Below are 24,497 nucleotides of genomic sequence, written 5' to 3'. Positions count from 1 at the left end.
GGTGATATGCCATATACTGTCGGCGGGATGGGGCGACTGTTTTCCTCAATACGTGCGCTGATGCGCCACCCCGGTCTGTGGCCGGAAGCGGCGCGTTCCGTGTTCGCGCTCGCTCCGAGACGCTGGTGGGCGCAATTCCCATTTCTACCGATTCCAGATCGGCAGTACCTGTCATGGAGAATGGGAACTGCCTACGGCGACACCGATGCTCATCTGAAAGGCGAAGACCTCCTTGCATACCTACGATGGCGTCGATGGCGGCGGGTGATGATGTGACAATCCTTCACGACGAACTGGTGGCGATAGAAGGCATCGCCGATGCACATGTGGAAATCGTGGAGGACGGCCCACCATCGGTTCGATTGCAGGTCGAACCGGGAGCAGATCGCCGCAGGGTGGGGGAATCGGTTCAACAAATCCTGGCGAATCACGGGCTCAAGTCGCGACTGGCGCCTGAGCGAACAGAGTCAGAACCAGTCGTCGCCCCGGCACCTCCGTCGGATGGGCTCAGCGCCGCACCGGCCGATCCTGACGCCGGGCAGGAGTACCGGCCCAATCAGGTTCGCCACCTGGTCGCGCTCGCCGTTGAGGAGGACCGTCGGAGTGTCAAGGTAACTGCTCGCGACGATCGTGATCGCACCGTTTCGACGGTGGGGCAAACTTCGAGGCGTTCGTTGCGCGATGCCATCGTCGGGGCCGTTTCCGAACTCATTGACGATGAGGGAGTAGCGCCATCAGTCGTGGCAATCCATCGAGCCTCCGAGGGGAGTCGGGAAATCATCACCGTCGTGCTCGATAGGGGAGCCGGAGACCTGGCAGTCGGCGCAGCCTTTGTGACGGTCGGCTGGGAGTTCGCATTTGGCCGGGCAGTCTGGGCTGCGCTCACCGATTAGACAACGGGCACGTGGCAGCTTGCCGATTGCGATCTATGAGGCGTTGGCCGCGTTGATGATCTCTACGAATTCGATGAGCACGTCGGCGTCCGCCTCTGAACGATCCGGTCGGGGGACGGGCACGGGCCGGGCCACCTTCAGGGTCGGCGCAGCTTCGGTCGAGGTCAGGAGATCGTTGAACTCGTCGGCGCGCTGCAATACATCGCGGATCAGCATTCGGGCGGGATCGACCGCCGGTTCGGAGAGATCGGCGTGATCCGGTTCTTCCGTTGAGGCCACCGCCAGCCCGTGGGAGCGAAGCTTCCGGAGCATCAGTTCTTGGATGACCTTGTCCGGGGACAGCGCGGCCAGGCCGGGAAGAACCACGAGATCAGCTTGCCCGCGCGAGGCGATGCCGATCAACGCCCGTAGACCGTCGAGGTTCCTTCGGGTGCCGGCGGTGTCCTGAAAGAGCGCCACCAGGTGGTACCCGTTGCGCGCCACCCATCGCCGAACGCGCTCAGACTGGGCAAACATCGTGTCTCCCGATTCAGCGTTCGAAGGCTCGCGTATGTATCCGACAACGTTCAAGCGGTCTCCGGTCTGGGTTTCACCGGTAGTCAAGCTCTCACAATCAGTGAGGTCAAGGACTCAAAGAAGAGGTTCCGGGTCAGCCTTCCCTCGCTGGTATTCTGATGCATCTTTTGCAGGAGGTCCGGGTGCCCAGTGCACTCGTGTTGAACAGTACCTATGAACCCGTCTCTGTTGTCAGTGCACGGCGGGCCGTTGTGCTCGTCTTGAACAACAAGGCCTCCGTCGTAGCGTCCGGCGAGAATTGCCTGCGCTCGGAGCGGAGGTCGATAGAGGTCCCATCCGTGGTGCGGCTCATCCGGTACGTGAAGGTTCCGCATCACCGGCGAGTTCCACCGACCAGGCGAGCGATACTCGCTCGCGACGGGCACCTGTGTCAGTACTGCGACGCCCCTGCTGAGAGCATCGACCATGTGTTGCCTCGCTCGCGGGGAGGTGCGCATGAATGGGAGAACGTGGTGGCAAGTTGCCGGCGCTGCAATCTGCGCAAGGCGGATCGGTTGCCTCACGAGATCGGGCTCAACCTCTCCCGGTCGCCGAAACCGCCGTGGCGGTTCGGATGGGTCTACGCAAGTGCGGGCCCTTCGGTGGACCCGCACTGGCTGCAGTTCTTGGGTGTATCGGCCTGAGGTCGACCGCTCGGACCAGCCCCGGCTATGCGTCGAAGATCGTGTCCGGATCGAGTGTTGGCGGGGGAGGCTCGGGGGCGGTGCCCTGCCTATCCACCGAGAACAGGTGGAAGCTCGGAACTGCGCAATCGAACTCGTTGATGCTTCCCGACGGGTCGGTGACGAGGTCGACCCACACCGCCGGGCCATCCGGTGGGTAGAGGACGAGCGCGACCGGGTTCCCGGTCACATCGGAGAACCGTGAGTCCCGCGGTGCCAGGAACTCCATGAACCGATCGTGGTCCGTTTGCGGGGGAATCACAACGTGCTCGCCGTACGGAAGAACGAAACGGTCAAAGAGCATGTCGTCGCTGTCGTCGTCGTAGAACGCAGCCGACCCGTCCGAGTACCTGGCCGAGGTGCCGTCGTCCCAGATGGCGATCGCCACCATTTCTGGATACTCGACTGCGGGCCAGAGGGTGTCTTCGTTGACGATGCTGGAGACACCGAGCAGCACCGAAGCATCGACGGTCACATGTCCGAACCGGGGATCGGCGCAAACGGCCGTCGCAACGGCTTTCGGTTCGACGAGAAGTGAGTCACCCCAGACGATGGCATCGCCGAGCTCGGCAAAGTCGAATCCTTCCGGTCGATCCCAGCCGGTCGGCCGGACTGCATTGGATTCGAGATCCCACTCGGCTACGACCAGTCCGCCGAACGACGCTTGGACGATGAGGTCGAAGTCGGACACCGAAGGCACACGGAAGCCGACCGTCCAGCGAGCGGGGACTCCGCGCGGTTGCATCGTCAATGCATAACCGCCTACCTGGTAGCTGAACTCGCCCAACTGCACCGTCGTCGTGGTGTCTGACTCCTCGTCGACAACATCGACCCGAAGTGGCAACACGTTGGTCGGAATATCGTGCACCTCACCGGCGCCGTCCACGAGTTGGAGGACCGGGTATCCGTACTCGCCTGTGAACGCGTAGGCGGACGGCAGCCACGATACATCTGTGTTGTGCCGGAACGCCACGGAGAGGCGAACCTCGTCGTATCCGGGGTAGAGAGGTGAGTCGACGGCGAACGCATCCTGAACCTCCAGATCGAAGAGGCCGTTGGAATAGCGTTCCCCCAGTAGCAGCGATTCGACCGGTAGGGCAGTGCCGGCTTCGTCTTCCGCGGCGGAATCCTGCAAACCGGCCAGATTGACTGCGCCGGGACGCGCGGACGCTACTCCGGTCATTATGAGCAGCAATACTGCTGCCAAGAGCATAACTTTCCGCACCATGCGTCGCGTCTCCCTTTTGCTGAGCATTTGTACTTAACTCAGACTTCGGGAGCATTCTGACCTCTATTGAGGGTTTTCTCGCCAAACTCTTTGAACTACAAACGTGTAGTTACAAGAGAGTTATTCGGATAAAACGACGGCCATAGTGTGGCGTCGTGTTGCGAGTCAGGAACGGATGGTCAAAACCGCCCGCGGAGCTCTGCGGATGATCTTTGTCGAAGTCGAGCCCAGGAACCCGTCGAATCGACCCTGACCGCGGGAACCAACGCAGATGACGTCGTAGTTGCCGTCGGCCGACATCTTCAGTATCTCAGCCACCGGGTCCTCGCTCTCAACGGCGATCGGGTGTGTAGTGATACCGCGGTCGGCCAGCGCAGCCACGAGAGGCTCCGTCCGGCTGGTCTTCTGGTCATCGACGTAGCGGCGGATGAAGGTGTCGTCGCCGGGCCAGTCCGAGCTGAGGTGGGGGCGGGGGGTTGGGTGACCGGCCGTCTCGATCGACAGGTCGAAGATCGGCGGCGGGGTCGATGACTCCCCATAGACCTCGCGGAGATCGGTCAGCAGTCTCCTGGGTATTTCAACGACTGTAAAGACGGTGACTTCGCCATCCTGGCCGGCGAGGCGCGCCGACGCCTCCGCCGCCGCGATCGGATCGAGGGTGCCGTCGGTGGCGATCAGAACTTTCATCGAATGCTCCCTTTGTCGGTCGGCGCCACCATACCGGCAGAACGCCGTTCCTGGGGCTGATCCCCGCCGCGCCTGCCAGACGGGTCGGGCTCCTTGTGGGGTGTCCAGGGCACATTTGGGGGCATTTGGTGAGAAAGTGGCACGAAAGGGTTGACAAGTGGGGGGGAATGGGGCAAAGTGGGTCGAACAGGAGAACCAGGCCGGTGACTACGAGGGCGAGTGTGGAGTGTTCGTCGGTGAGTATCAGCACACAATGGACGGAAAGGGCCGGGTCGTGTTGCCCGCCCGCTTCCGCAAGGCGCTTGAAAAGGACGGCTGTGTCCTCACCAAGGGTCAGGACGAGTGTGTCTTCATCTGGCCCACGGGCGATTGGAAGGAAGAAGCGGAACGCATGAAGCGACTTCCCGACACCAACAGCCGTACTCGAGCCTTCAAGAGGTCGTTCTTCACCGGTTCCGAGCCTCAGAGTCTCGATGCTCAGGGCCGGATCACCATTCCGCAGAACTTTCGTTCGTTTGCCGCCCTCGAGAAGGATCTCGCCGTTGTCGGAGTCGCCGAGCGGATCGAGATCTGGGATGCCGAGCGGTGGCGCCAGGTTTCGGTAGAAGCCGATCAGATGTTTGCCCACATTGAGGAGGACTTCCCCGACCAACGAGCTTGATCGGCCGGCCGGACCGTCTGGTCCATCGCCAGCCCCCCGGTTACCAACGGAAGGCCCCTTTCTCCGCCCGCTTCCTTTGGTGCCAGCGCCCGGGGGGCTGGCCATGGATCAAGACCCGAAACGGACGTACCACCAACCGGTCATGACGAGGGAGATCGTGGAGTTGTTCGAGCAAATCGACGGCGGGCTGTTGGTAGATGCCACCTACGGTGGTGGCGGCCATACTCGCGCTCTGCTTGCCGCATATCCCGATCTCGAGATCATCGGAATCGATCGTGATGAAGCTGCGACCTCCCGTCCTGTGCCCGCCGGAGCGCGGGTGTACCAGCGCGCATTTTCTGAGATCGCGGTGTTGCTCGATGAGCTCTCGATCGAAACCGTCGACGGCGTGTTGTTCGACCTCGGTGTCTCCGGTCATCAACTGGACACGCCGGTGAGAGGTTTCTCCTACCGGGAGGCTGGTCCGCTCGACATGCGAATGGGACCGGACAGCCCGGCCTCTGCCGCGGAGATCGTCAACGAATGGTCTCGGGAGGATCTCCGCAGGATCATCCAGATGTACGGCGAGGAGCGGTTCGCCGCCCGGATCGCAGCTGCCATCGTCGCCGCCCGGCCCGTCGCCGATACCGCGCAACTGGCAGAAATCGTCCGCAACGCCATCCCGGCGGCCACGAGACGCACGGGTGGGCATCCCGCCCGGCGCTCCTTCCAGGCGATTCGGATCGCAGCCAATGACGAACTCACCGAGATCGAGACGGCGCTGACAGCCGCACTCGACCGACTGGCCCCCGGCGGTCGCTGTGTGGTCATGTCGTACCACTCACTCGAGGACCGCATCGTGAAGCGCACATTCGGCGAGCGTGCCCAGGGATGCGTTTGTCCGCCGGAAATCCCGGAGTGTCGATGTGAGAGAACCCCGACGCTGCGGCTTCTCACCCGCAAGCCGCTGCGTCCGACGGAGGAAGAAGTCGCGATCAACCCGCGGGCGCGCAGCGCCAGGGTACGAGCTGCAGAAAAGGTGGCAGCATGACCGCTCGTCCTGTCAGGGTTACTTCCCAAGCGGCCCGGCTTCGGATCATCCAGGGGAAGCGGTTCGCCCGTCCGAAAGCATGGGGGTGGATGTTGATGGCGACCCTGGCGGTTGCCGTGTTCTTCGGCCTGATCATTGCCAACACTGCTCTCGACCGCTCGGCCTTCGAGCTCGAAGAGCTTCGGCAGGGGATTGTGGCCGAGCAGGGCCGGTTCGACCAGCTCCGGCTCGAAGTCGCCAGGCTGCGTTCACCAGAACGGATTCAGCCGATGGCAGAGGAATTGGGCTTGGTGTATCCGGATCCGGCCGACATTCGCACCGTGATGGCTCCCGGCGTCGTCGTCGCAGGCCGAGATGATGACCGGTGGACCGAGATCAAATCGATATTGAGTGCATCACCATGACGGTCGGACCTGGCGCTGGGTGCCGATACCTTGTTGGTGACCCGTTTGAGGTCGCCCGCCGGGTTCGGCCGGAGGAATAGGCGTGAGCGGGCGCACACGCGCCCGCAGGCGATTCGTTCGCGCCGACCTCCGGCTCGTCGCGGTCGGGGTAGTTCTGCTGATCGCCTGGAGCGGCCTGGGAGTTCGTCTCTTCCAGATTCAGGTCGTCAACGGAACCGTCTATGAAGAGCGGAGTCGCGCCCAGCGGACGATCAGGCAGGATCTAGCTGCAGCACGTGGAACGATCTTCGATCGCCAGGGACAACTACTGGCGGTCACAATCGACGGAGTGACGGTTTCTGCCAATCTGGCGGAGATCGACGACGTCACGGTTGCGGCATCCCTGGTGGCGGCGGCCGTGGGAGGCGACAGAGACGAACTCAAGACCCGCCTCGAATCAAAGGAAACGGGTTGGGTGACCCTGCTCCGTCAGCTGGAACCGGTCGATGCCAATCGGCTCAAGGAGTTGGAGCTTCCCGGTCTGTATTTCGTCAACGAACCGAAGCGCGTGTACCCGGCCGGCCAGTTCACCGCCTCTATTGTCGGGTTCGTCGGATGGGACAATGAAGGTCTAGAGGGTTTGGAGTACTACTACGAGAGTGCCCTGTCGGGTACTCCCGGCTATGCGGAGTGGGAGCGCGCCATCGGGGGGACTCCGATTCCCTTTGCTACCAGCGACGTCGTGCCGGCCGTTCCCGGGTCCGACCTCGTCTCGACCATCGATCTCGACATTCAGTTCGCCGCCTCCCAGGCGTGCCAGGAAACCGTCGCCCGTACGGACGCCATGCGATGCACGATCGTGGTCCTGGATCCTACGACCGGTGAGGTTCTCGCCATGGTGAACTATCCGAGTTTCGACCCGAACGATGTTCGTTCGGCTGATCCTTCGCTCCTCCAGAACGCGGCCGTTCGCATGACTTATGAGCCCGGATCAACACAGAAACTCGTGACGGTTGCCTCGGCCATCGAAGAGGGCGTCGTCGAGTGGAGCACCCTGTTCCGGGGTGTGCCTTATCAACTCGAGGTCGTCGAGGGAGCTTGCAGCAAGGGTCAAGACGTGTTCGGCTGTTACCACGATGCCTACGTCCATCCGGATCTCGATCTGACCGTCAAAGAGATCTTCACCCAGTCATCGAACACTGGAACGATCCTGATTCAGCGTGAGCTCGGGGATGTTGCCCACCGCGATTATCTCGAGCGCTGGGGGTTCGGTACCCGGACGGGCGTTGACTTCTCCGGGGAGGCGGTAGGTGTCGCCGAAGTCGACATCACCTGTGGCCCCTGTACCGCCTCGGCGGCGATCGGCTACAGCGTCTCGGTGACCCCGCTCCAGATGGCGTCCGTGTTTGCGACGATCGCAAACGATGGGGTATGGGTTCAGCCGCATCTCGTCAGTAGCATCGTCGATGGTGACGGGGTTCGTCAGGCCGTCGAGCTGGATGAGCACCGCATTGTTTCTGAGGACACCGCCCGGGTCATGCGGCTGTTGCTCCAATCTGTCGTCGAGGCCGACAACGGCACCGGTGGTAATGCCAGGGTGGCCGGCTATGAGGTCGGCGGGAAGACGGGAACGAGCCGGAAGTGGGAAGGGGGCTCGTATTCGGAGACCGCCTGGATAGCCAGCTTCATCGGCATGGCTCCGATCGACGACCCGCGGCTGGTGGTGGCGGTCGTCATCGACTCGCCTGTGAACGGCCACTACGGTGGAGATGCGGCAGCTCCTGCCTTCGCAGAAGTCATGGAGCATGCACTGCATCAGCTGGGAGTGCCGTCCGATGAGTGACGCCGGAGTGAGTGTGGTCCGGCTCACCGAGCTCGTCGAAGGCGCTCTGGTCGGTCATTCCGACACCACGATCACGGACGTCGTGCACGACAGTAGGGATGCAGCACCCGGTGCGCTGTTCGTCGCCGTGCGCGGATTCACCACCGACGGACACCGCTTCGTCGACCAGGCGGTGGGAAGAGGCGCCTCTGCGGTGTGTGTAGAGGATTTGGCTGATGCATGTCCTGTTCCGCAGATCCTCGTCGAGAATTCGAGAGCGGTTCTCGGCAGGCTGGCCGCAGAAGTGCACGGCCGGCCGTCGTCACGGCTGCGGGTCGTGGGCATCACCGGCACCAACGGCAAGACCACCGTGACGTATCTGCTCGAGTCCATCGTTACCGCAGGCGGCTTGACCGCGGGACGCATCGGGACGACGGGTGCGTCGATCGGTGGGCGTTCCGTACCGCTGCCCAGGACCACTCCCGAAGCGTCGGACTTCCAGCGGCTTCTAGCCGACATGGTCGATGCGGGCGTTGACGTCGTGGCCGCCGAGGTCTCATCACATGCCATGGCGCTGGGCCGGGTCGACGCAGTGTCGTTCGCGGTGGCGGCTTTCACGAACCTCTCTCAGGACCACCTCGACTTCCACGGTGACATGGAGTCCTATTTCGCGGCGAAGGCCGGGTTGTTCGACAGAGGCCGGACGGAGCGAGCCGTCATCAATGTGGATGACGCGCGCGGCGAATCGCTGGCCGGAGCGGTCGATGTGCCCGTGCTGGCGGTCGGGCGGGAGGTCAGGGCATCCGAGTTGGAACTAGCGGCGACCGGGACTCGTTTCCGATTGGTGACGCCACTCGGAACTGCGATTGTGTCCTTGCCCCTGGCCGGTGCCTTCAACGTGTCCAATGCGCTGATAGCCGCGGCTTGTGCACTCGAGCTCGGCATCGGTGTGGACACGATCGTCGCCGGCCTCGAGTCGGTGGGTCAGATCCCGGGACGTTATGAGATCGTGCCTACCGCCAGAGGGTTCACCGTGGCCGTCGACTACGCACACACTCCGGACGGCGTCGAGACGGTCATTGAGGCTGCTCGGGCGGTGAGTTCCGGCGGAGTAACCGTGGTGCTGGGCGCCGGAGGCGATCGGGACAGATCCAAGCGCCCGGCAATGGGGAGAGCCGCCTCGGCTGCCGACCGATTCATCCTGACCTCCGACAATCCGAGGTCCGAGTCACCGGGAGTGATCATCGAGGCGGTGCGCGCTGGTGTCGAAGCCGACGCGGTCGAGTTGATCGTCGAGCCCGATCGCCGACTGGCGATCCACCGTGCTCTGGCGATGGCCGAGCCGGGGGACACGGTGCTGGTGCTTGGCAAGGGCCACGAGCTGGGGCAGGAAGTCGCGGGTCGAGTCATTGAATTCGACGATCGAAAGGTCGTCTCCGAGGAGCTCGCAGATTTGGAGAACGCCTAATGCTCGCCCTGTTGAGCGCTGCTGCGGTCGCCTTCGGAGTGTCGATATTGGGCACTCCGTACGCGATTCGATTCCTGCGGAAACGGAGTATCGGGCAGTTCATTCAGGAAGAGGTCGAGGGCCATTCCCACAAACGCGGTACTCCGACGATGGGCGGTGTGGTGATCGTTGGGGCCGTCCTCATCGCCTACGTCTTTTCGCACGTGTCGTTCTGGAGTCAGGAGGGTGGGCTGGGTCTAAACGTCCGGGGGTTCAAGGCCGGAGGACTACTGATGGTCTTTGCCTTCGTGGGTATGGGGTTGATCGGTTTCATCGATGACTATCGCAAGTACACCCGGGAGCGGAACCTCGGCATCGGAAAGGCGGCCAAGTTCGGTGGGCAACTGGCAATCGCCGGCGGATTCGCCTGGTGGGCCGTCGAAGCAGGAGTCGCTACCGAGGTGGGTTTCACAAGATCGCTCGGCATCAATCTCGGCATCGCCTATTTCATCTGGGTCTTGCTGATGCTGACCGCCACGGCCAACGCAGTGAACATCACGGATGGTCTCGACGGCCTGGTGGCCGGCTCCGGGGCGCTGGTGTTCGGCGCCTACACAATCATCCTGTTCTGGATATTTCGCAACGACTCGTTCTACGGTCGCTTTCTCGCCACCGAGTTGAGCGCTCTCGAGCTCGCCATTTTCGCGGCTTCCCTGTTCGGAGCCCTCCTCGGCTTCCTTTGGTGGAACACCGCACCGGCCAAGATATTCATGGGGGACGTTGGTTCGCAATCCATCGGCGGAGCCCTCGCCGCCCTCGCCCTGATCTCGAATACCGACCTGTTATTGCTCCTGCTCGGTGGTCTCTATGTGATGGAGACCGTTACGGTGATCATCCAAATCATCAGCTTCCGGGGCTTCGGTCGCCGCCTGTTCCGGATGACACCGATCCATCACCACTTCGAGCTGGTCGGCTGGCCGGAGACAACCATCATCGTTCGTTTCTGGATCCTGGCGGCACTCGGCGTCGCACTGGCGCTGGGTGCCTTCTACGGAGATTTCATCACCAACGGCGGCGTCGATGCGGTACGCGGGGTTATCTGATGCGACTCCTCGTTCTCGGCGGAGGTGTGTCTGGTCGAGGGGCAATCCGCCTGGCCACCCGCCTGGGTCACGTGCTCGCCGTCTACGACGGCAATCGAGAGGCGATCGAGGATCTGGTGGATATCGAAAGATTCCACGGCGACTGGCGGCCGGAGTGGCTGGAAAATGTCGACGTCGTCGTTACCAGTCCCGGAATTCCGGAGCATGCTGCGCCGATTGTGGGCGCGCTGCAGGCCGGCCTGCCGGTCTGGGGAGAACTCGAATTTGCCGCCCGGCATTTGACTGCCCCGATCGTGGCGGTCACGGGAACCAACGGCAAGACAACCGTTACGAGCCTGATCGCCGACATGCTCGAGTTCTCCGGGCTCCAGGCTGTTGCCGCCGGCAACATCGGAACCGCTCTGACGGACATCGTCGGCAGTTCCCCGGATGTCATAGTGGTCGAGGCATCGAGTTTTCAGCTTCGTTTCATCGAACAGTTCGCACCGGGTGTGGCCGTCCTGCTTAACATCGCTCCTGATCACCTCGACTGGCACCAGACCTTTGCGGCATACCGGGACGCCAAAGCAAACCTCGTCCGGAATGCCGGGCCCGATGTGCCGCTCATCTTCGACGCAGATGACACAGAGGCTGCTGCCGTTGCCGCGAGGGCGGCCACAACGCCTGTTCCCGTCAGCGGGAGACAGCGCACCGGCGCAGGGTGGGGGGTCGACGGCAAGCGTTTCGTTCTCAGTGGCATCGACTTGCCTCTGGATAGCCTGCCGGTTCACGACCCCGCCTTTCTCCTCGACCTGGCCGCAGCAGGAAGTGCCGCCCTGGCGGCCGGAGCCGCCCCGAATGCAGTAATCGAGACCATCCAGTCGTTTGAACCCACCACTCACCGCCGTACCGCCATCGGTACATGGCGCGGGGTCACCTGGGTCAACGACTCAAAAGCCACGAACCCGCATTCAGCGCTGGCCGCGGTGGCCGCATATCCGTCGGTCGTGCTGATAGCAGGTGGTCGAAACAAGGGCCTCGACCTCGAGCCGATCGTCCGTCACCCCCACGTGCGGGCTGTGGTTGCCATCGGTGAAGCAGGACCGGAGCTTCTCGCGGCAACCGAACACATTCCTTCGAGAGCGGCCGGTTCGATGGTCGAGGCGGTTGCCGTTGCCAGAACCATGGCCGAATCAGGAGACACGGTGCTCCTCGCCCCCGGGTGCGCCAGCTTCGACATGTTTGATTCATACGGGCAGCGCGGTGACGTGTTTAGACAAGCAGTTCTCAACCTCGAGGAGGGGGAATGACCACGAAGGTCACATCCATTGCCGGAGCTCGCTCGGCCGCCCGCCGCTACGCGGTGACCGCCGAAGTCAACACCCGGCTTGCCGTTCTGTGCAGCCTGGCGGTTGGTCTGCTGCTTGTGATCGGACTCGGCGCCATGCGTAGCGCTTCATCCGTCGTCGGCCTCGAGCTCGAAGGCAACGGATGGGCGTTCTTCACCAGGCAATTGGTGGCGATGGGTGTCGGTGCAGTGGCGATGATTGTGGCCGCCCGGGTTCCATACGCCTGGTACCGGAAGGCGGCGGCACCGATATTCGTACTCTCGATCGCCGGGCTCCTCGCCGTCCTATTGGTCGGCGACCGTGACAACGGCAGCCAGCGCTGGATCGATCTCGGCTTCACCGAATTCCAACCTTCGGAGTTTGCCAAGTTCGCCACAATCGTGGCGCTGGCCGCCGTGATGGCGAAGAAGGAGCGTGTGCTCCACGACCTCTGGCACTTCGTGATCCCGGTCATCACCATCGTTGGAACGACGTGCTTGCTGATCATGTTGGAGCCCGACCTCGGGACAACGCTCATCGTGGCGGCGGCCTCGTTCGGCGTCCTGGCAGTGTCGTCTTCACCGCTGCGGTATGTGATCGCAACCGGGCTGGGCGGAGCCGTCGGTGCTTCGATTCTCGCGTACGCCGCCGACTACCGGGTCGCCCGGGTGACAGCCTTCCTGGACCCGTACGCCGACGAACTCGGAAAGGGTTATCAGGTGCTGCAGGGCCTCGGAGCCCTTGGGACGGGCGGATCCTTCGGGGTCGGCCTGGGCGCCAGCCGCACCCGATGGGGATGGGTCCCCAACGCCCACACAGACTTCATCTTCGCCATCATCGGAGAGGAAATCGGATTTGCCGGCGGCCTCGTCATCATCGCACTCTTCACCCTCGTTGCCGTCCTCGGGTTGATCATCGCCTTTCGAGCTCCGGACCGATTCGGCCGGCTCCTGGCGGTTGGTATCACGGTCTGGATCACCGCACAGGCTGTTGTGAATATCGGAGGCGTTGTTCAGGCGCTGCCGATCACCGGGATGCCGCTTCCATTCATCTCCTTCGGAGGGACGGCCCTGGTGATGGCGATGGGTGCGGCCGGTGTTCTCATCAGCGTGGCAAGAAGCGGCGTCTCCAACCGGCGAAGCGGCGCCAGATGACCTTTGCGATCGCGGCGGCGGGGACGGGTGGTCATGTATTCCCCGGGCTGGCGGTTGGAGAACAGCTCGTTGCGGACGGCGTGCCGCGTTCGGACATCCTCTACGTAGGCGGTGACCGCCTGGCCGTCAAAGTGTTTCCGGAAGCAGGATTCCCGTACCTGCAACTCGAGGTACAAGGGCTTCGCCGCAGTCTCAGCCCAAAGAACCTGGCACTTCCGGCCGTTGTCGTTCGGGCGAGCCGGAGAGCCGCCGCAGAGTTCGATAGCCGCCGGGTGCGAGTGGTCCTCGGCATGGGGAGCTATACGTCTGTTCCGGTCGGCTTGGCCGCCAGGCGCAGGCAGATTCCTCTGTATCTGCACGAGCAGAACGCTCACGCAGGGCTCGCCAACCGGATGATGGGTCGGATGGCGGTCACAACGTTCACGTCATTCGAACAAACTGAGGGCGCGATTCGAGCGGAACATGTTGGCAATCCAATCCGGGCTGATCTAGCCGCCTTCAATCGCGCCGACCTGAGACATGCCTCCTTCGAACGCTACGGGCTCGAACCCGGCAGGGTGACGGTCGGTATCGTCGGGGGCAGTCTCGGAGCGCGAGCCGTGAACCGGGCAGTGATCGAGGCCGTCGTCACCTGGGATGGTCCGCCGATTCAGCTGGTGCATATAGCCGGTCGGGATCATGTCGAAGAGGTCCGGGCGGCAGCCGCCGCTTCGCACTCACCGTGGGTAGTGCTGGACTTCGAGCCCGAGATGCAGTTCTTCTTCGCAGCTGCAGATCTGGTGGTGGCGCGCGCAGGGGGAATGGTGGCTGAGATCACGGCAACGGGCACTCCGGCCATCTTGATCCCGGGAGGTTTCGGATCCGGAGGCCACCAGGACGCCAATGCTGCCGCACTGGAGCAAGCAGGTGCAGCGATTGCCATAGATGAGGATCATGTCGAGCGTCTGGCTGAAGCCATCGCGCAGCTGGCCGGGGATCCGGCCGGGCGGCGGGGAATGTCGAGTGCGGCGCGTGACATCGCCAGGCCGGCCGCAGCTGCCACAATCGCTGATGAACTCAGGCGGGCACATGGTTGATCTAGATACTCCAAAGCGGATTCACATCATCGGCGTAGCCGGGGCGGGGATGAGCGCACTCGCCAAACTACTTGCTCAACTCGGACACGATGTCTCCGGATCAGACCTCAAAGCCGGACCAACCCTCGACAATCTGGATAGTGTCGGGGTTCGTACGTGGACCGGCAGCCGGCCTGCCGAGCTGGCAGATACCCAACTCGTGGTGGCTTCATCGGCTGTCCCCGATCACGACCCGGAGTACGTGGCGGCGGGCGAGAGCGGTATCGCCGTGTGGCGCCGCCCTCGGCTGCTGGAGGCACTGACCAGTTCCATGCCCGCCATCGGGGCAACGGGTACACATGGGAAGACAACCACGACGGCGATGTTGATCGCGATGCTGCGTTCGATTGATACGGATCCTTCTTTCCTCGTTGGCGGTGAGCTCGTTGATCTCCGCACAAATGCCCACCTCGGAAGGTCGCATCCGTTTGTGATCGAAGCCGACGAAGCGTTCCGTACATTCGAGTCACTCCACCTGCGCGGCCTCGTCGTCACCAATGTCGAACCGGAGCACCTCAGTCACTTCGGATCCGTCTTCGAGATGGAAGACGCCTTTGCCGGGGTCGTGCGGCGGGTCGATGGGCCGGTGATCGTCGGTATCGACGACGCGGGAGGCAGACGGCTTGCCGACCGCACCGGCAGACCCACTTACGGCACAGCTGCGGAGTCGACCTGGCGGATCACCGGCGTTGAGGAGAACGCGATGTCGGTGGCGTTCCGGCTGTCGGGACCCGGTTTCGATGAAACGGTTGCCGTGTCGCGACCTGGTTTGCACACCGCTCGAAATGCTGCCGGCGCAATTGCTCTCACTTCCGAACTCGGATTTGATGCGAGCGAGGCGGCGCGCGCGCTCAGCGAGTTCGCCGGTATCAGACGGCGCTACGAGGTGCGGGCGACGATCGGGGGAGTCACCATCATCGACGATTATGCCCATCATCCGACCGAGGTGGCAGCAACCGTCCGTACGGCGCTCAAGGGTGGGTGGGACCGGGTACTGGCCGTCTTTCAGCCGCACCTCTACAGCAGGACCGAAACATTTCAGCGTGAGTTCGGGTTGGCGATGTCCGGGTGCGATCACATCGTGGTCACCGACGTGTTCGGTGCCCGTGAGGTACCAAGACCCGGCGTGACCGGAGCGCTCGTGGCAGACGCCGCCAGGACTCTCACCGACGCCGAAGTTCACTACGTTGCACATCGGGTGGATCTAGCCGGGTTCCTGGTCGGTTTGGTCGGCCCCGGTGACCTCGTCCTGACAATGGGCGCCGGTGACATCACGCTGCTTCCGGATGAGCTGGCCGAACTGCTCTCGCAGGGCAACGGCTGATGAACGCATGGAGAGATCTGGCCGACCGGGGTCGGCTGAGGACCCATGTGCCACTCGGGCCCCTGACGACGTACAAGCTCGGCGGGCCGGCGCGCCTCCTGGTGGATGTGGACGACGGAGCCGACCTGGAATCGCTGGCAGCCGGGCTCGAGGAAACGCCACTCCCGGTCCTCGTCCTCGGGAGAGGCAGCAATGTTTTGATCGCGGATGGTGGCTTCGACGGGGTCGTCGTGCGCCTGACCGCCGGATTCGCCTGGGTGCGGTGGCAACCGGGTTTGGTGTCTGCAGGCGGGGCGACTCCTCTTCCGCAACTGGCGAGAAGTGCGGGGAAAGCCGGCCAGGGTGGTCTCGAGTTCTATGTCGGGATACCGGGGTCCGTCGGCGGTGCGGTACGCATGAATGCCGGGTGTCACGGCTCTGAGACGGCAGAGGTTCTCAAAGTGGCCGAAGTATTCGATCTCTGCGACGGATCGCGGGCGGAACTGTCACCGGCCGCCCTCGAGCTCTCGTACCGGCACTCGAACCTGGCTGATACCGATATCGTCGTTGCAGCCACCTACCGGACCGATCCCGTCGATCCGGATACCGCAGAGGAGACGATGCGTGAGGTGAGTAGATGGCGGCGCCAGTACCAACCGGGCGGCACGCTCAACGCAGGAAGCGTTTTCAAGAATCCCCCCGGCGATGCGGCAGGCCGCATCATCGATCAGTGTGGCCTCAAGGGATACTCGATCGGAGCCGTTTCGGTATCGGAGAAGCACGCGAACTTCATAGTGGCCGAGCAGAAGGCAACGGCTCGAGAAGTACATGATCTGGTGCTGTCCGTCCAAGACCTCGTCCGTCGCCGGGCCGGCGTCGATCTCGTTCCGGAGATCCGGTTCGTCGGCGACTTCGGTGAGATCCCCGGCGGGTCTGGAGCCGAAGACGGATGATCGATCCTCGGATTGCCGAACGCCGGAGAACAGTCATAGAGAGCGGGGCGAGGAGAGGGGTCCGTCGGGCCATCGCCCTGCTGGCCGGGGTCAGCCTCGTGGCAGCACTCATCTGGGTCCTGCAGTCACCCTGGCTGTCCGTGCATGAGATCGTCTTGACCGGAAGCAACCGTCCGGACGTGCGAGAAGCGATCTCGACCGCCGGACTCGAGGAAGGCACTCCGCTGGTCCTGGTGCGGACGGAGGAGGTCGAGGCAGAACTCGAGGCCCTGCCGTGGGTTCGGTCGGCGTCGGTTCAGCGGTTTTTCCCAGATCGCGTTGAGATCGCCATCGACCAGCGCGATGCCGTTGCCTGGCTCTGGACGTCGGGTTCCTTTGCCGCTCTCGATGTTGAGGGTGTCGTGCTCGAGTATGTATCCACGCTCGCAGAAGGCGCCCCGGTTCTGCAGTTCGCTACCAGGCGCCTGGAACCGGGAGAGATCCACTCCGACCCTCTCGTCCTGGGCGGCCTGCAATTCTTCGCGACCCTCGACGGTTCGCTTCCGGGCTTCGAGTTGCGTGAAGAGGTGGGGGAGGTGTGGGGGATGGTTGACGGCCATGAGGTCCGGCTTGGACGCCCGGTCGACATGCCGGCCAAGGCGGCGGCCCTGATCGCCGTCCTGGCCGACGAGGTCCCCGCCGGATCATCCATCAACCTGATCGCCCCTACCCGTCCCGCGGTGACGCCCTAGCCAACCACCCCCCCCCAACCCTCAAGATGATGTAGAGGGTTAGGAAACTAGTATGGATTCCCCTCACAATTCAAGGTAAAGTTCAACCTGAACCCCTCCTGCTTGGAGCTACGCGCTATGGCCAACAAGAACTTTTCCACGCCGCAACACTATCTAGCCGTGATCAAAGTCGTCGGTGTCGGTGGCGGCGGTGTCAACGCCGTCAACCGCATGATCGCTTCGGGGGTCAGGGGCGTGGAGTTCATTGCGATGAACACCGACGCCCAGGCGCTCCTCATGTCGGATGCCGACATCAAACTCGACCTCGGACGTGATATCACGCGCGGGCTCGGCGCGGGAGCGAATCCCGAGGTAGGCCGCGCCGCCTCGGAGGAGCATCGAGAGGAGCTGGAGGAGGTGCTCAAGGGCGCCGACATGGTGTTCGTTACAGCCGGCGAGGGTGGAGGAACGGGTACCGGAGGCGCTCCCGTAGTTGCGGAGGTAGCCCGCAACCTCGGGGCCTTGACCGTTGGAGTGGTGACCCGTCCGTTCGGCTTTGAAGGCCGGCGCCGCTCGCTGCAGGCCGAGCAGGGGATTCAGGATCTGCGCGAAGCGGTCGACACACTGATTGTGATCCCGAACAATCGTCTGCTCGAGATCGCCGAGGAGAAGACGCCGATCATCGAGGCGTTCCGCATGGCCGATGAGGTACTCACCAACGGCGTAGCGGGGATAACTGATCTCATCACGACTCCCGGCTTGATCAATGTCGATTTCGCCGATGTCAAGACGGTTATGCAGGACGCCGGGACGGCAGTGATGGGCATCGGCCGCGGCTCCGGAGAGGATAGGGCCACGCAGGCCGCCAATCGGGCGATCGCCAGCCCGCTGCTCGAGACGTCGATGGACGGCGCCCGCGGTGTGCTGCTCTCGGTGGCGGGTCCGAACAGCATGTCGCTATACGAGGTGAATGCGGCCGCCACTGCGGTCGCCGAACACTGTGACGCCGATGCCGACATCATCTTCGGCGCAGTGGTCGACGATTCACTCGGTGAGGAGATTCGCGTCACGGTGATTGCAGCCGGATTCGACCAGCGGCGCCCGCGAGGGTTCGCCTCCGGCACCATGTCCGGCGGTACCTCCAACCACCGGGACGAAGACCTCGACATTCCGAGTTTCGTCCAGGGATGATCGTCTCACCCGGGTATCCGGGTGTCGCCTTCACGACGGCCGCCGACGGCGACCCGCGCGGCAACCCCGCCGACCGGGAGATGGTCTCCGACCGGCTCGGCATCGGCCGCGACTGGGCCTTCGTTCACCAGGTTCACGGTTCGCACGTGGCCCGTGCGACGACCCCCGGCGACCAGGGTGGCGGGGATGCGCTGTTCACCTCTCAGATCGGTTTTCCAGTGGCGGTCTTCACTGCCGACTGTTTCGGGGTGGCTCTCGTAGCAGATGGCGCGGTGGGCGTAGCCCATGCAGGCTGGCGTGGCATCGTGGCGGGCGTCATTCCTGCGCTGGCCGGGGCGATGAGCGCGGTGGGATTCCCGCCGGTGCGAGCAGCCGTCGGCCCCGGAATCGGCCCCTGCTGCTACGAGGTCGGCTCCGACGTTGAGCGGTACTTCCCGAGCCACGGCGCCGAGACGACCTGGGGAACGAGGAGCGTGGACCTTCCCGGCGCGGTGCGTACCCAACTCGAGGATCTCGAGGTTTGGGAGGCCGGCATGTGCACTAGATGCTCGACCGGCCTTCATTCCCATCGCGCCGACTCCACACCGGCAAGAATGGCAACTATCGCATGGATCTGTTGAAGCTCACCGAGACGATCGAGCGGGTGGCTGCCGCCGCTCTGCGGTCCGGCCGTCAGCCGGAGGACGTCGTGCTTGTCGCAGTTGGCAAGACTTTTCCTCCCGAGGTACTCATGGAGGCCTACCAGGCAGGTCACCGCGACTTCGGTGAGAACCGGGCGCAGGAACTCACCCTGAAGGCAGCCGCGCTGCCGGCGGATGTGCGCTGGCATTTCGTGGGGCCGCTTCAGCGGAACAAGGTACGTCTGGTTCGGCCGGCCGTCGTGCTTCTCCACTCGATGGACCGGCTGTCGCTGGGTGAGGCGTGGCTCAAGGGTCCGGGCTCACCGCCGCCGGTTCTCCTCGAAGTCAACATCGGTGAAGAACCACAGAAGGCGGGAGTAGCCCCGGATCAAGCGTCCGGCGTCATCGGCGAGCTCATCGAACTCGGCGTCGATGTGCGAGGCATCATGACCGTGCCTCCGCGCGTGGAGCAACCCGAAGCCGCCCGTCCGTACTTCCAGAAGCTGGCCGGCCTGGGCCGCCGCCTGCAGGTCGTCTACCCGCAGGTCCGGGAGTTGTCGATGGGGATGACCGACGACTTCGAAGTGGCCGTTGAGGAGGGAGCGACGCTCGTCCGCGTCGGACGGGCTATCTTTGGGCCGAGAATTCGCTAGGACAACGAGGAGCACATGGCTTCGCTGTGGCAGAAGGCACTGATGTATCTGGGACTCGTCGATGAAGATCGAGTCGATCAGGAGCCTGAACCGGTCGCCGCGCCGGTACGAAATCGGAATGCGGTGAGAACCGTCGAACCGCAGGGGCGCCAGGAACGCGTGGCAGGACGTCGCGTCGAACCACCGCCGATTACGAGGCGTTCACATCCACCAACGACCGCCCGATCGACCGGGGGAGTACGACCCGTACCGACCATCGAGGCGCAAACCGACATCATCGAGCCGGGACATTTCGACGATGCCAAACTCCTTGCCGATCGCATCCGTGACAGGGTTCCGGTTGTCCTGAACATGCGAAACACAGAGCCGGAGATGGTGCGCCGTCTCGTCGATTTCTGCACGGGACTCACCTACGCGCTCGACGGATCGATGCGGAAGATCGACGAAGGCGTGATTCTCGTCTTGCCGCCCAGAGTTTCTCTTGGGCGGGAAGAAAAACGCCGCCTCGCCGATCTCGGCTTGTACGGGCTCGGAGACGAACAGACGTGATCGCCCCGTGAGTTTCGTACGCGCTCTCATCGATCTGTACATACTCGTTCTCTTCGGGCGGATCATTCTCAGCTTCTTCGAGGTTCCATCCGACCATGCAGTGGCGAGGATCAGATCGATTCTGGCCTCCCTCACCGACCCCGTGCTGATCCCGTTGCGGCGGCTTATCCCTCCGGTGCGCATGGGGGCGGCTGCGCTCGATCTCTCTCCCCTGGTTGTTCTGTTTGCACTGAGCCTGCTCCGCAACCTCTTATAGGCGGATGAGGTCATTCTCCGCCGTCAGTTCGGACTAAGCTCACCCCATCCCGACCGTCACGAGGATCCGGAGCCATGCCACTGAGCCCTATCGACGTACAACAGCAAACCTTCAAGGTCGCCCTGCGGGGCTACGCCGAAGACGAAGTAGATGAGTTCCTCGACGAGGTCGTGATCTCACTGCGGGACTACGAGCAACGCCTGCGTGACGCACAGGAGCGAGTTGCGGTCCTCGAAGAGCAACTGTCGGCCAATCGAGAGACTGAAGACGCCATGCGTCGTACTTTCCTGGCTGCACAGCGCACGGCCGATGCAATTGTGGAAGAGGCCAAGTCCGAGTCCGAGCGTCTGATGGCCGACGCCCACGGTGAGGTCGAACGCGTGATGCTCGGGCAGACTGAGGAGAAGGCGCATCTGCTAGCCGAGACCGCCCTCCTGCGCGATCGAGTCCATGGATTGCGGGCTTCACTGGCCGATCTCGCCGGTGGGACGCTCGAACGACTCGATGAGCTGGACGTCGACGCAACCGCCGATCGGATCGCCGCCACCGCGGCTCCCGTCCAGGATCTGAGAGAGATTGAACGCGAGACCACCCGTGAGCCCATGAAACCCCCCTATGAGCCGGAGGCCTCCAGGTCGGGTGATGAGGGCGCCGATGACCGCTGGGACGCCGGGATCGAAGAACTCGAAGACGAAAACGAAGATCGGGATGGGAGCGACGTCGAGAGCGCCGACGATGAAGTTGCTGTTGAGGATGTCGAGCGCCCCGCTGAAGGCTTCGAGCACGAGGACGAGGACGAGGACGAGGACGAAGACCGGGACGTTGAAGTCGCCAAGGTGCCCGACTGGATGACCCGTGATGACTCGGACTCCCCGGAGCCGCAACGTGAGTTTCGCCGACCGTGGGAGCGGGACGACCGCTGAACGGGGCCTTTGTCCTAGCTTTCGACGGTTCCTTTCTCCACCCGCAAACCGAGTGGAGTTCCTGCCAGGTCAATCGTCTCTGCGAGTTCGGCTGGTTGGATCGCCGTCGCCAGGACCTCATCGGCAATGAGGTCCAGGTATTGATCGAAGGCGGCCGATATTCTTGCATCCGCGCTCGACCACCACACCGCCACCCGGTCGGTCACATCCAGGTCGAGATCCCGGCGAATCATCTGGATACGGTTGACGATCTCCCTGGCGAATCCTTCGACGATCAGTTCGTCGGTTGGCTCGACATCTATTGCCACCGAGATCGTGCCTTCAGTGGCCACTACGACGCCGGGCTTCGGTGTCCGCTGGAGGAGAATGTCATCGAGACTGAGTTCGTGCCCTTCGACGCTGATAGTCGCCCCCTGCTGGATCCGGTGCAGGTCTTCTTGTGCAACTGCTCCCAATGCCGCGTCGACTTCCTTGACCGCGCGGCCGAGGCGGGGGCCGAGCGTTTTGAAGTTGGCCCGTGCGGACAGGTCGATGAGATCCCCTTCGTCGGTGCTAGTGGTGACGAGCTTCACATTCAGCTCCTCGGCAATGAGGTCCACATGCGAGGTCACGGCCTTCTGGACGTCCGCATCCCTGGTGATGATGGTGGCTGAGGCGAGTGGCTGACGAACGCGCAAGGCATGCTGTTTGCGAATGTTGTGTCCGAGCCGAACCACCGTCCGGATGGCCGCCATCGACGTTTCGAGTTCCTCGTCGATGAGGGAGCGGTCGGCGGTCGGGTAGTCGGCGAGGTGCACCGATTCGGGTGCATCGGGGTCGTGCGCAACCACGAGCTCCTGATGAAGGTGCTCTGTCACGAACGGCAGCACCGGCGCCAGCACCTTTGAGAACATGACGAGCGCCTCATACAGGGTTGCGAACGCAGACAACTTGTCGGAGTCATCCGCTTGTCGCGTCCGCCAGAAGCGCCGGCGTGAACGGCGGATATACCAGTTCGTGAGGTCGTCAATGAACGACAGGGTCGGTCCAACCACGTTGTAGAGGTAGTAGCCCTCCATCTCATCGTTCACCCGGACGATCAGACTCTGGAGGACACTCAACAGCCACCGATCCAGCTCGGGTCGGTCGGCCACCAGTGGGGCGGACCGCAGGTCGGCGATTGTGATGCCGTCGGCTTCTGCGTAGGTCGTGAAGAACGAGAAGGCGTTCCAGAGCGGCAGCAACACAGTCCGTACAACCTCGCGCACCCCGGCTTCAGAGAACCGGAGAGACTCGGCGCGCATCAAAGGAGAGTCGATCAGATAGGCGCGCAGTGCATCTGCACCGAAGGTGTCGAGGATGTGGCTCGGATCCGGATAATTCTTGAGGCTTTTGGACATCTTGCGGCCATCCTCGGCCAGGATCATGCCGGACACGATGCAGTTCTGAAACGGCTCCCGATCAAACAGAGCGGCGGCGAGCACGACCAGTGTGTAGAACCACCCGCGGGTCTGATCCAGGCTCTCGTTGATGAAGTTGGCAGGGAAATTGGATGCAAACCACTCGCTGTTCTCGAACGGAAAGTGGGGCTGCGCGTACGGCATCGACCCGGACTCGAACCAGCAATCGAGAACTTCGGGGACCCGGGTGGCGGTTGTCTCACACTCCGGGCAAGGGAACGTGACCGGATCAACGATGTGTTTGTGCAGATCTGCGACCCGGATCCCGGAGAGGGCCTCCAACTCATCGATCGATCCGATGCAGGTCGTGTGGCCGTTCGGGCACTCCCAGACCGGTATGCAGGATCCCCAGTAGCGATTCCGGCTGATGGCCCAGTCTCTCGCTCCTTCCAGCCAGTTGCCGAACCGCTTCTCGCCGACATGAGCCGGCACCCAGTGGATGTTCCGATTCAGTTCGACCATACGATCTTTGAATTGTTCGACGCCCACGAACCAGGTCGGGATCGCCTTGTAGATGAGGGGCGTCTCCGTTCGCCAGCAGAAGGGATACGGGTGTCTGATCTGGTCACGCTTGACCAGTAGGCCCTTGACCTTGAGCAGGTCGATCAGCCTGGCGTCTGCGTCCTTGACGTACATGCCGGCCACATCCGGAACGTCGCTCGTGAACTTGGCTTCGGCATCAACGGGGTCAACGAGGACATCCAGGCCGGCGGCCTGGAGTGCGTAGAAGTCGACTTCGCCGTAGGCGGGCGCCATGTGTACGAGACCTGTGCCTTCTTCTGTGCTGGTCTCTTCTGACGAGATCACGCGGAAGGCCCCGTGGTCGCGTTCTTCCCCGAAGTATTCGAATGGAGGCTCGTAGGTGGTGCCGAGCATGTCGCGGCCCTTGGCTCTGGCAATTATGTCCCCACCGTCGGGCCAGAGTGTTTCGACGAGTGCCTCGGCAATCCAGTACTGATCGTGGCCGTCCCGCACGCAGACGTAATCGATGCCGGGGCCGACCGCGATTGCGAGGTTGCCGGGAAGGGTCCACGGTGTGGTTGTCCATATCAAGAGCCAGTCACCGGGCCGGACACCGCCAACCCCTTCCACGGCCTTCAGGCGAACGGTGATCGCCGGATCGTCGACATCCCGGTAATCCATGTTGGCTTCGAAGTTCGAGAGGGGGGTCGTGGCTCCCCACGAGTACGGCAGGACCTTGAAATCCCGGTAGATGAGACCCTTGTCCCAGAGTTGCTTGAACACCCACCAGACGGATTCCATGAACTCGGGGTCCATCGTCTTGTAGTCGTTCTCGAAATCGATCCACCGGCCGATCCGTTTGGTGATGTCCTCCCACTCTTCAGTGGTCTGGTTAACCAGCAACCGGCAGGCTTCGTTGTAGCGATCGACCCCGTATTCGAGAATCTCTTTTGGTCCCGAGATCCCGAGCTGCTTTTCAACTTCCATTTCGACGGGTAGTCCGTGGGTATCCCAACCGAACCGGCGCTCGATGCGGTGCCCCTTCATGGTCCAGTAGCGGGGGACGATGTCCTTGATCACGCCAACGAGGATGTGCCCGTAGTGCGGGCTGCCGGTTGCGAACGGAGGGCCGTCGTAGAACGTGAAGCTCTGGTCCTCGGGCCGTTGCTCGATCGACTTCTCGAATGCTCCGATATCATCCCAGAGTTGCAGAATTCGCCCGTCGAGCGCGGGTAGGTCGACGTTCGATGCGACTCGGCGAAACCCTTCCATCAGGCCCCTGCTCCTCGTGTTTCGGACCAGCCATCGTAGTGGGATCGGACACCCGCCCCGCCGCCATTTCGCCGCTCGGCCAACATTCAGTGGTCCCG

25 protein-coding genes are annotated in these 24,497 nt (G+C 63.0%); 21 read left to right on the top strand and 4 right to left on the bottom strand.

Annotated features, from left to right (window positions below):
* Nucleotides 1–6 precede the first annotated feature (6 nt).
* Together P1T08_00320 and P1T08_00315 are read left to right on the top strand one after the other, a co-directional pair.
* Nucleotides 7–276, top strand: coding sequence for a hypothetical protein (locus P1T08_00320; protein MDF1594525.1), 270 nt, complete (start codon nucleotides 7–9; stop codon nucleotides 274–276).
* The gene (locus P1T08_00315; GenBank protein ID MDF1594524.1) at nucleotides 255–893 is read left to right on the top strand and encodes a hypothetical protein; all 639 of its coding nucleotides are present in this window, start codon (nucleotides 255–257) and stop codon (nucleotides 891–893) included. Before P1T08_00320 ends, P1T08_00315 begins: the two co-directional genes overlap by 22 nt.
* A gap of 33 nt (nucleotides 894–926) precedes the next feature.
* Here P1T08_00315 and P1T08_00310 read toward each other — a convergent pair whose 3' ends face one another.
* Entirely contained in the window at nucleotides 927–1,463 is a 537-nt protein-coding gene (locus P1T08_00310) for a recombinase family protein (protein ID MDF1594523.1), read from the bottom strand.
* Between the two features lie 128 nt (nucleotides 1,464–1,591).
* On the opposite strand from P1T08_00310, the gene P1T08_00305 reads away from it, so the two are divergent.
* The gene (locus tag P1T08_00305; GenBank protein MDF1594522.1) at nucleotides 1,592–2,092 is read left to right on the top strand and encodes an HNH endonuclease; all 501 of its coding nucleotides are present in this window, start codon (nucleotides 1,592–1,594) and stop codon (nucleotides 2,090–2,092) included.
* A gap of 25 nt (nucleotides 2,093–2,117) precedes the next feature.
* Here the strand turns inward: P1T08_00305 and P1T08_00300 are convergent, their stop codons facing one another.
* Nucleotides 2,118–3,359 carry a hypothetical protein gene (locus tag P1T08_00300; protein ID MDF1594521.1) on the bottom strand — a complete coding sequence of 414 codons (1,242 nt, stop codon included), beginning with the start codon at nucleotides 3,357–3,359 and terminating at the stop codon, nucleotides 2,118–2,120.
* 165 nt (nucleotides 3,360–3,524) lie between these two features.
* Complete coding sequence (locus P1T08_00295; protein MDF1594520.1) at nucleotides 3,525–4,046, bottom strand: universal stress protein; 522 nt, start codon at nucleotides 4,044–4,046, stop codon at nucleotides 3,525–3,527.
* Nucleotides 4,047–4,203: 157 nt separating this feature from the next.
* On the opposite strand from P1T08_00295, the gene mraZ reads away from it, so the two are divergent.
* The 18 genes from mraZ to P1T08_00205 all read left to right on the top strand — a co-directional run bounded on the left by mraZ (nucleotide 4,204) and on the right by P1T08_00205 (nucleotide 21,226).
* Entirely contained in the window at nucleotides 4,204–4,707 is a 504-nt protein-coding gene (mraZ, locus tag P1T08_00290; protein ID MDF1594519.1) for a division/cell wall cluster transcriptional repressor MraZ, read from the top strand.
* Between the two features lie 103 nt (nucleotides 4,708–4,810).
* Nucleotides 4,811–5,737, top strand: a complete 927-nt coding sequence (rsmH, locus tag P1T08_00285; protein ID MDF1594518.1) for a 16S rRNA (cytosine(1402)-N(4))-methyltransferase RsmH — start codon at nucleotides 4,811–4,813, stop codon at nucleotides 5,735–5,737.
* Complete coding sequence (locus P1T08_00280) at nucleotides 5,734–6,141, top strand: hypothetical protein (protein MDF1594517.1); 408 nt, start codon at nucleotides 5,734–5,736, stop codon at nucleotides 6,139–6,141. The genes rsmH and P1T08_00280 overlap by 4 nt, the downstream gene beginning before the upstream one ends.
* A gap of 82 nt (nucleotides 6,142–6,223) precedes the next feature.
* Nucleotides 6,224–7,963, top strand: a complete 1,740-nt coding sequence (locus tag P1T08_00275; protein MDF1594516.1) for a penicillin-binding protein 2 — start codon at nucleotides 6,224–6,226, stop codon at nucleotides 7,961–7,963.
* Nucleotides 7,956–9,410, top strand: a complete 1,455-nt coding sequence (locus tag P1T08_00270; protein MDF1594515.1) for a UDP-N-acetylmuramoyl-L-alanyl-D-glutamate--2,6-diaminopimelate ligase — start codon at nucleotides 7,956–7,958, stop codon at nucleotides 9,408–9,410. Before P1T08_00275 ends, P1T08_00270 begins: the two co-directional genes overlap by 8 nt.
* A complete protein-coding gene (gene mraY, locus P1T08_00265) occupies nucleotides 9,410–10,492 on the top strand; it encodes a phospho-N-acetylmuramoyl-pentapeptide-transferase (protein ID MDF1594514.1) in 1,083 nt (360 codons plus the stop codon). Before P1T08_00270 ends, mraY begins: the two co-directional genes overlap by 1 nt.
* The gene (gene murD, locus P1T08_00260; GenBank protein MDF1594513.1) at nucleotides 10,492–11,781 is read left to right on the top strand and encodes a UDP-N-acetylmuramoyl-L-alanine--D-glutamate ligase; all 1,290 of its coding nucleotides are present in this window, start codon (nucleotides 10,492–10,494) and stop codon (nucleotides 11,779–11,781) included. The genes mraY and murD overlap by 1 nt, the downstream gene beginning before the upstream one ends.
* A complete protein-coding gene (gene ftsW, locus P1T08_00255) occupies nucleotides 11,778–12,953 on the top strand; it encodes a putative lipid II flippase FtsW (GenBank protein MDF1594512.1) in 1,176 nt (391 codons plus the stop codon). The genes murD and ftsW overlap by 4 nt, the downstream gene beginning before the upstream one ends.
* Complete coding sequence (locus tag P1T08_00250) at nucleotides 12,950–14,029, top strand: UDP-N-acetylglucosamine--N-acetylmuramyl-(pentapeptide) pyrophosphoryl-undecaprenol N-acetylglucosamine transferase (protein ID MDF1594511.1); 1,080 nt, start codon at nucleotides 12,950–12,952, stop codon at nucleotides 14,027–14,029. The genes ftsW and P1T08_00250 overlap by 4 nt, the downstream gene beginning before the upstream one ends.
* On the top strand, nucleotides 14,022–15,392 hold the full coding sequence (murC, locus tag P1T08_00245) for a UDP-N-acetylmuramate--L-alanine ligase (protein ID MDF1594510.1): 1,371 nt from the start codon (nucleotides 14,022–14,024) through the stop codon (nucleotides 15,390–15,392). Before P1T08_00250 ends, murC begins: the two co-directional genes overlap by 8 nt.
* Nucleotides 15,392–16,324 (top strand): UDP-N-acetylmuramate dehydrogenase, encoded by a 933-nt coding sequence (gene murB, locus P1T08_00240; protein ID MDF1594509.1) that lies wholly within the window; start codon nucleotides 15,392–15,394, stop codon nucleotides 16,322–16,324. Before murC ends, murB begins: the two co-directional genes overlap by 1 nt.
* Nucleotides 16,321–17,055 carry an FtsQ-type POTRA domain-containing protein gene (locus P1T08_00235; protein ID MDF1594508.1) on the top strand — a complete coding sequence of 245 codons (735 nt, stop codon included), beginning with the start codon at nucleotides 16,321–16,323 and terminating at the stop codon, nucleotides 17,053–17,055. The genes murB and P1T08_00235 overlap by 4 nt, the downstream gene beginning before the upstream one ends.
* A 117-nt stretch (nucleotides 17,056–17,172) precedes the next feature.
* Nucleotides 17,173–18,225: a cell division protein FtsZ gene (gene ftsZ, locus P1T08_00230; protein MDF1594507.1), complete on the top strand. Its 1,053-nt coding sequence runs from the start codon at nucleotides 17,173–17,175 to the stop codon at nucleotides 18,223–18,225.
* Entirely contained in the window at nucleotides 18,222–18,845 is a 624-nt protein-coding gene (locus P1T08_00225; protein MDF1594506.1) for a polyphenol oxidase family protein, read from the top strand. The genes ftsZ and P1T08_00225 overlap by 4 nt, the downstream gene beginning before the upstream one ends.
* Complete coding sequence (locus P1T08_00220) at nucleotides 18,833–19,498, top strand: YggS family pyridoxal phosphate-dependent enzyme (GenBank protein MDF1594505.1); 666 nt, start codon at nucleotides 18,833–18,835, stop codon at nucleotides 19,496–19,498. Before P1T08_00225 ends, P1T08_00220 begins: the two co-directional genes overlap by 13 nt.
* Before the next feature lie 15 nt (nucleotides 19,499–19,513).
* Nucleotides 19,514–20,047 (top strand): cell division protein SepF, encoded by a 534-nt coding sequence (gene sepF / locus P1T08_00215; protein ID MDF1594504.1) that lies wholly within the window; start codon nucleotides 19,514–19,516, stop codon nucleotides 20,045–20,047.
* Nucleotides 20,048–20,054: 7 nt separating this feature from the next.
* Nucleotides 20,055–20,303, top strand: coding sequence for a YggT family protein (locus P1T08_00210; GenBank protein MDF1594503.1), 249 nt, complete (start codon nucleotides 20,055–20,057; stop codon nucleotides 20,301–20,303).
* A gap of 74 nt (nucleotides 20,304–20,377) precedes the next feature.
* Nucleotides 20,378–21,226 (top strand): DivIVA domain-containing protein, encoded by an 849-nt coding sequence (locus tag P1T08_00205; GenBank protein MDF1594502.1) that lies wholly within the window; start codon nucleotides 20,378–20,380, stop codon nucleotides 21,224–21,226.
* Between the two features lie 14 nt (nucleotides 21,227–21,240).
* Here P1T08_00205 and ileS read toward each other — a convergent pair whose 3' ends face one another.
* A complete protein-coding gene (gene ileS, locus P1T08_00200) occupies nucleotides 21,241–24,399 on the bottom strand; it encodes an isoleucine--tRNA ligase (GenBank protein ID MDF1594501.1) in 3,159 nt (1,052 codons plus the stop codon).
* Nucleotides 24,400–24,497: the final 98 nt, after the last annotated feature.

The sequence above is a fragment of the Acidimicrobiia bacterium genome (assembly GCA_029210695.1).
Taxonomy (GTDB): domain Bacteria; phylum Actinomycetota; class Acidimicrobiia; order Spongiisociales; family JAHEDJ01; genus JAHEDJ01.
This window is presented reverse-complemented; position numbering and strand designations above follow the sequence as displayed.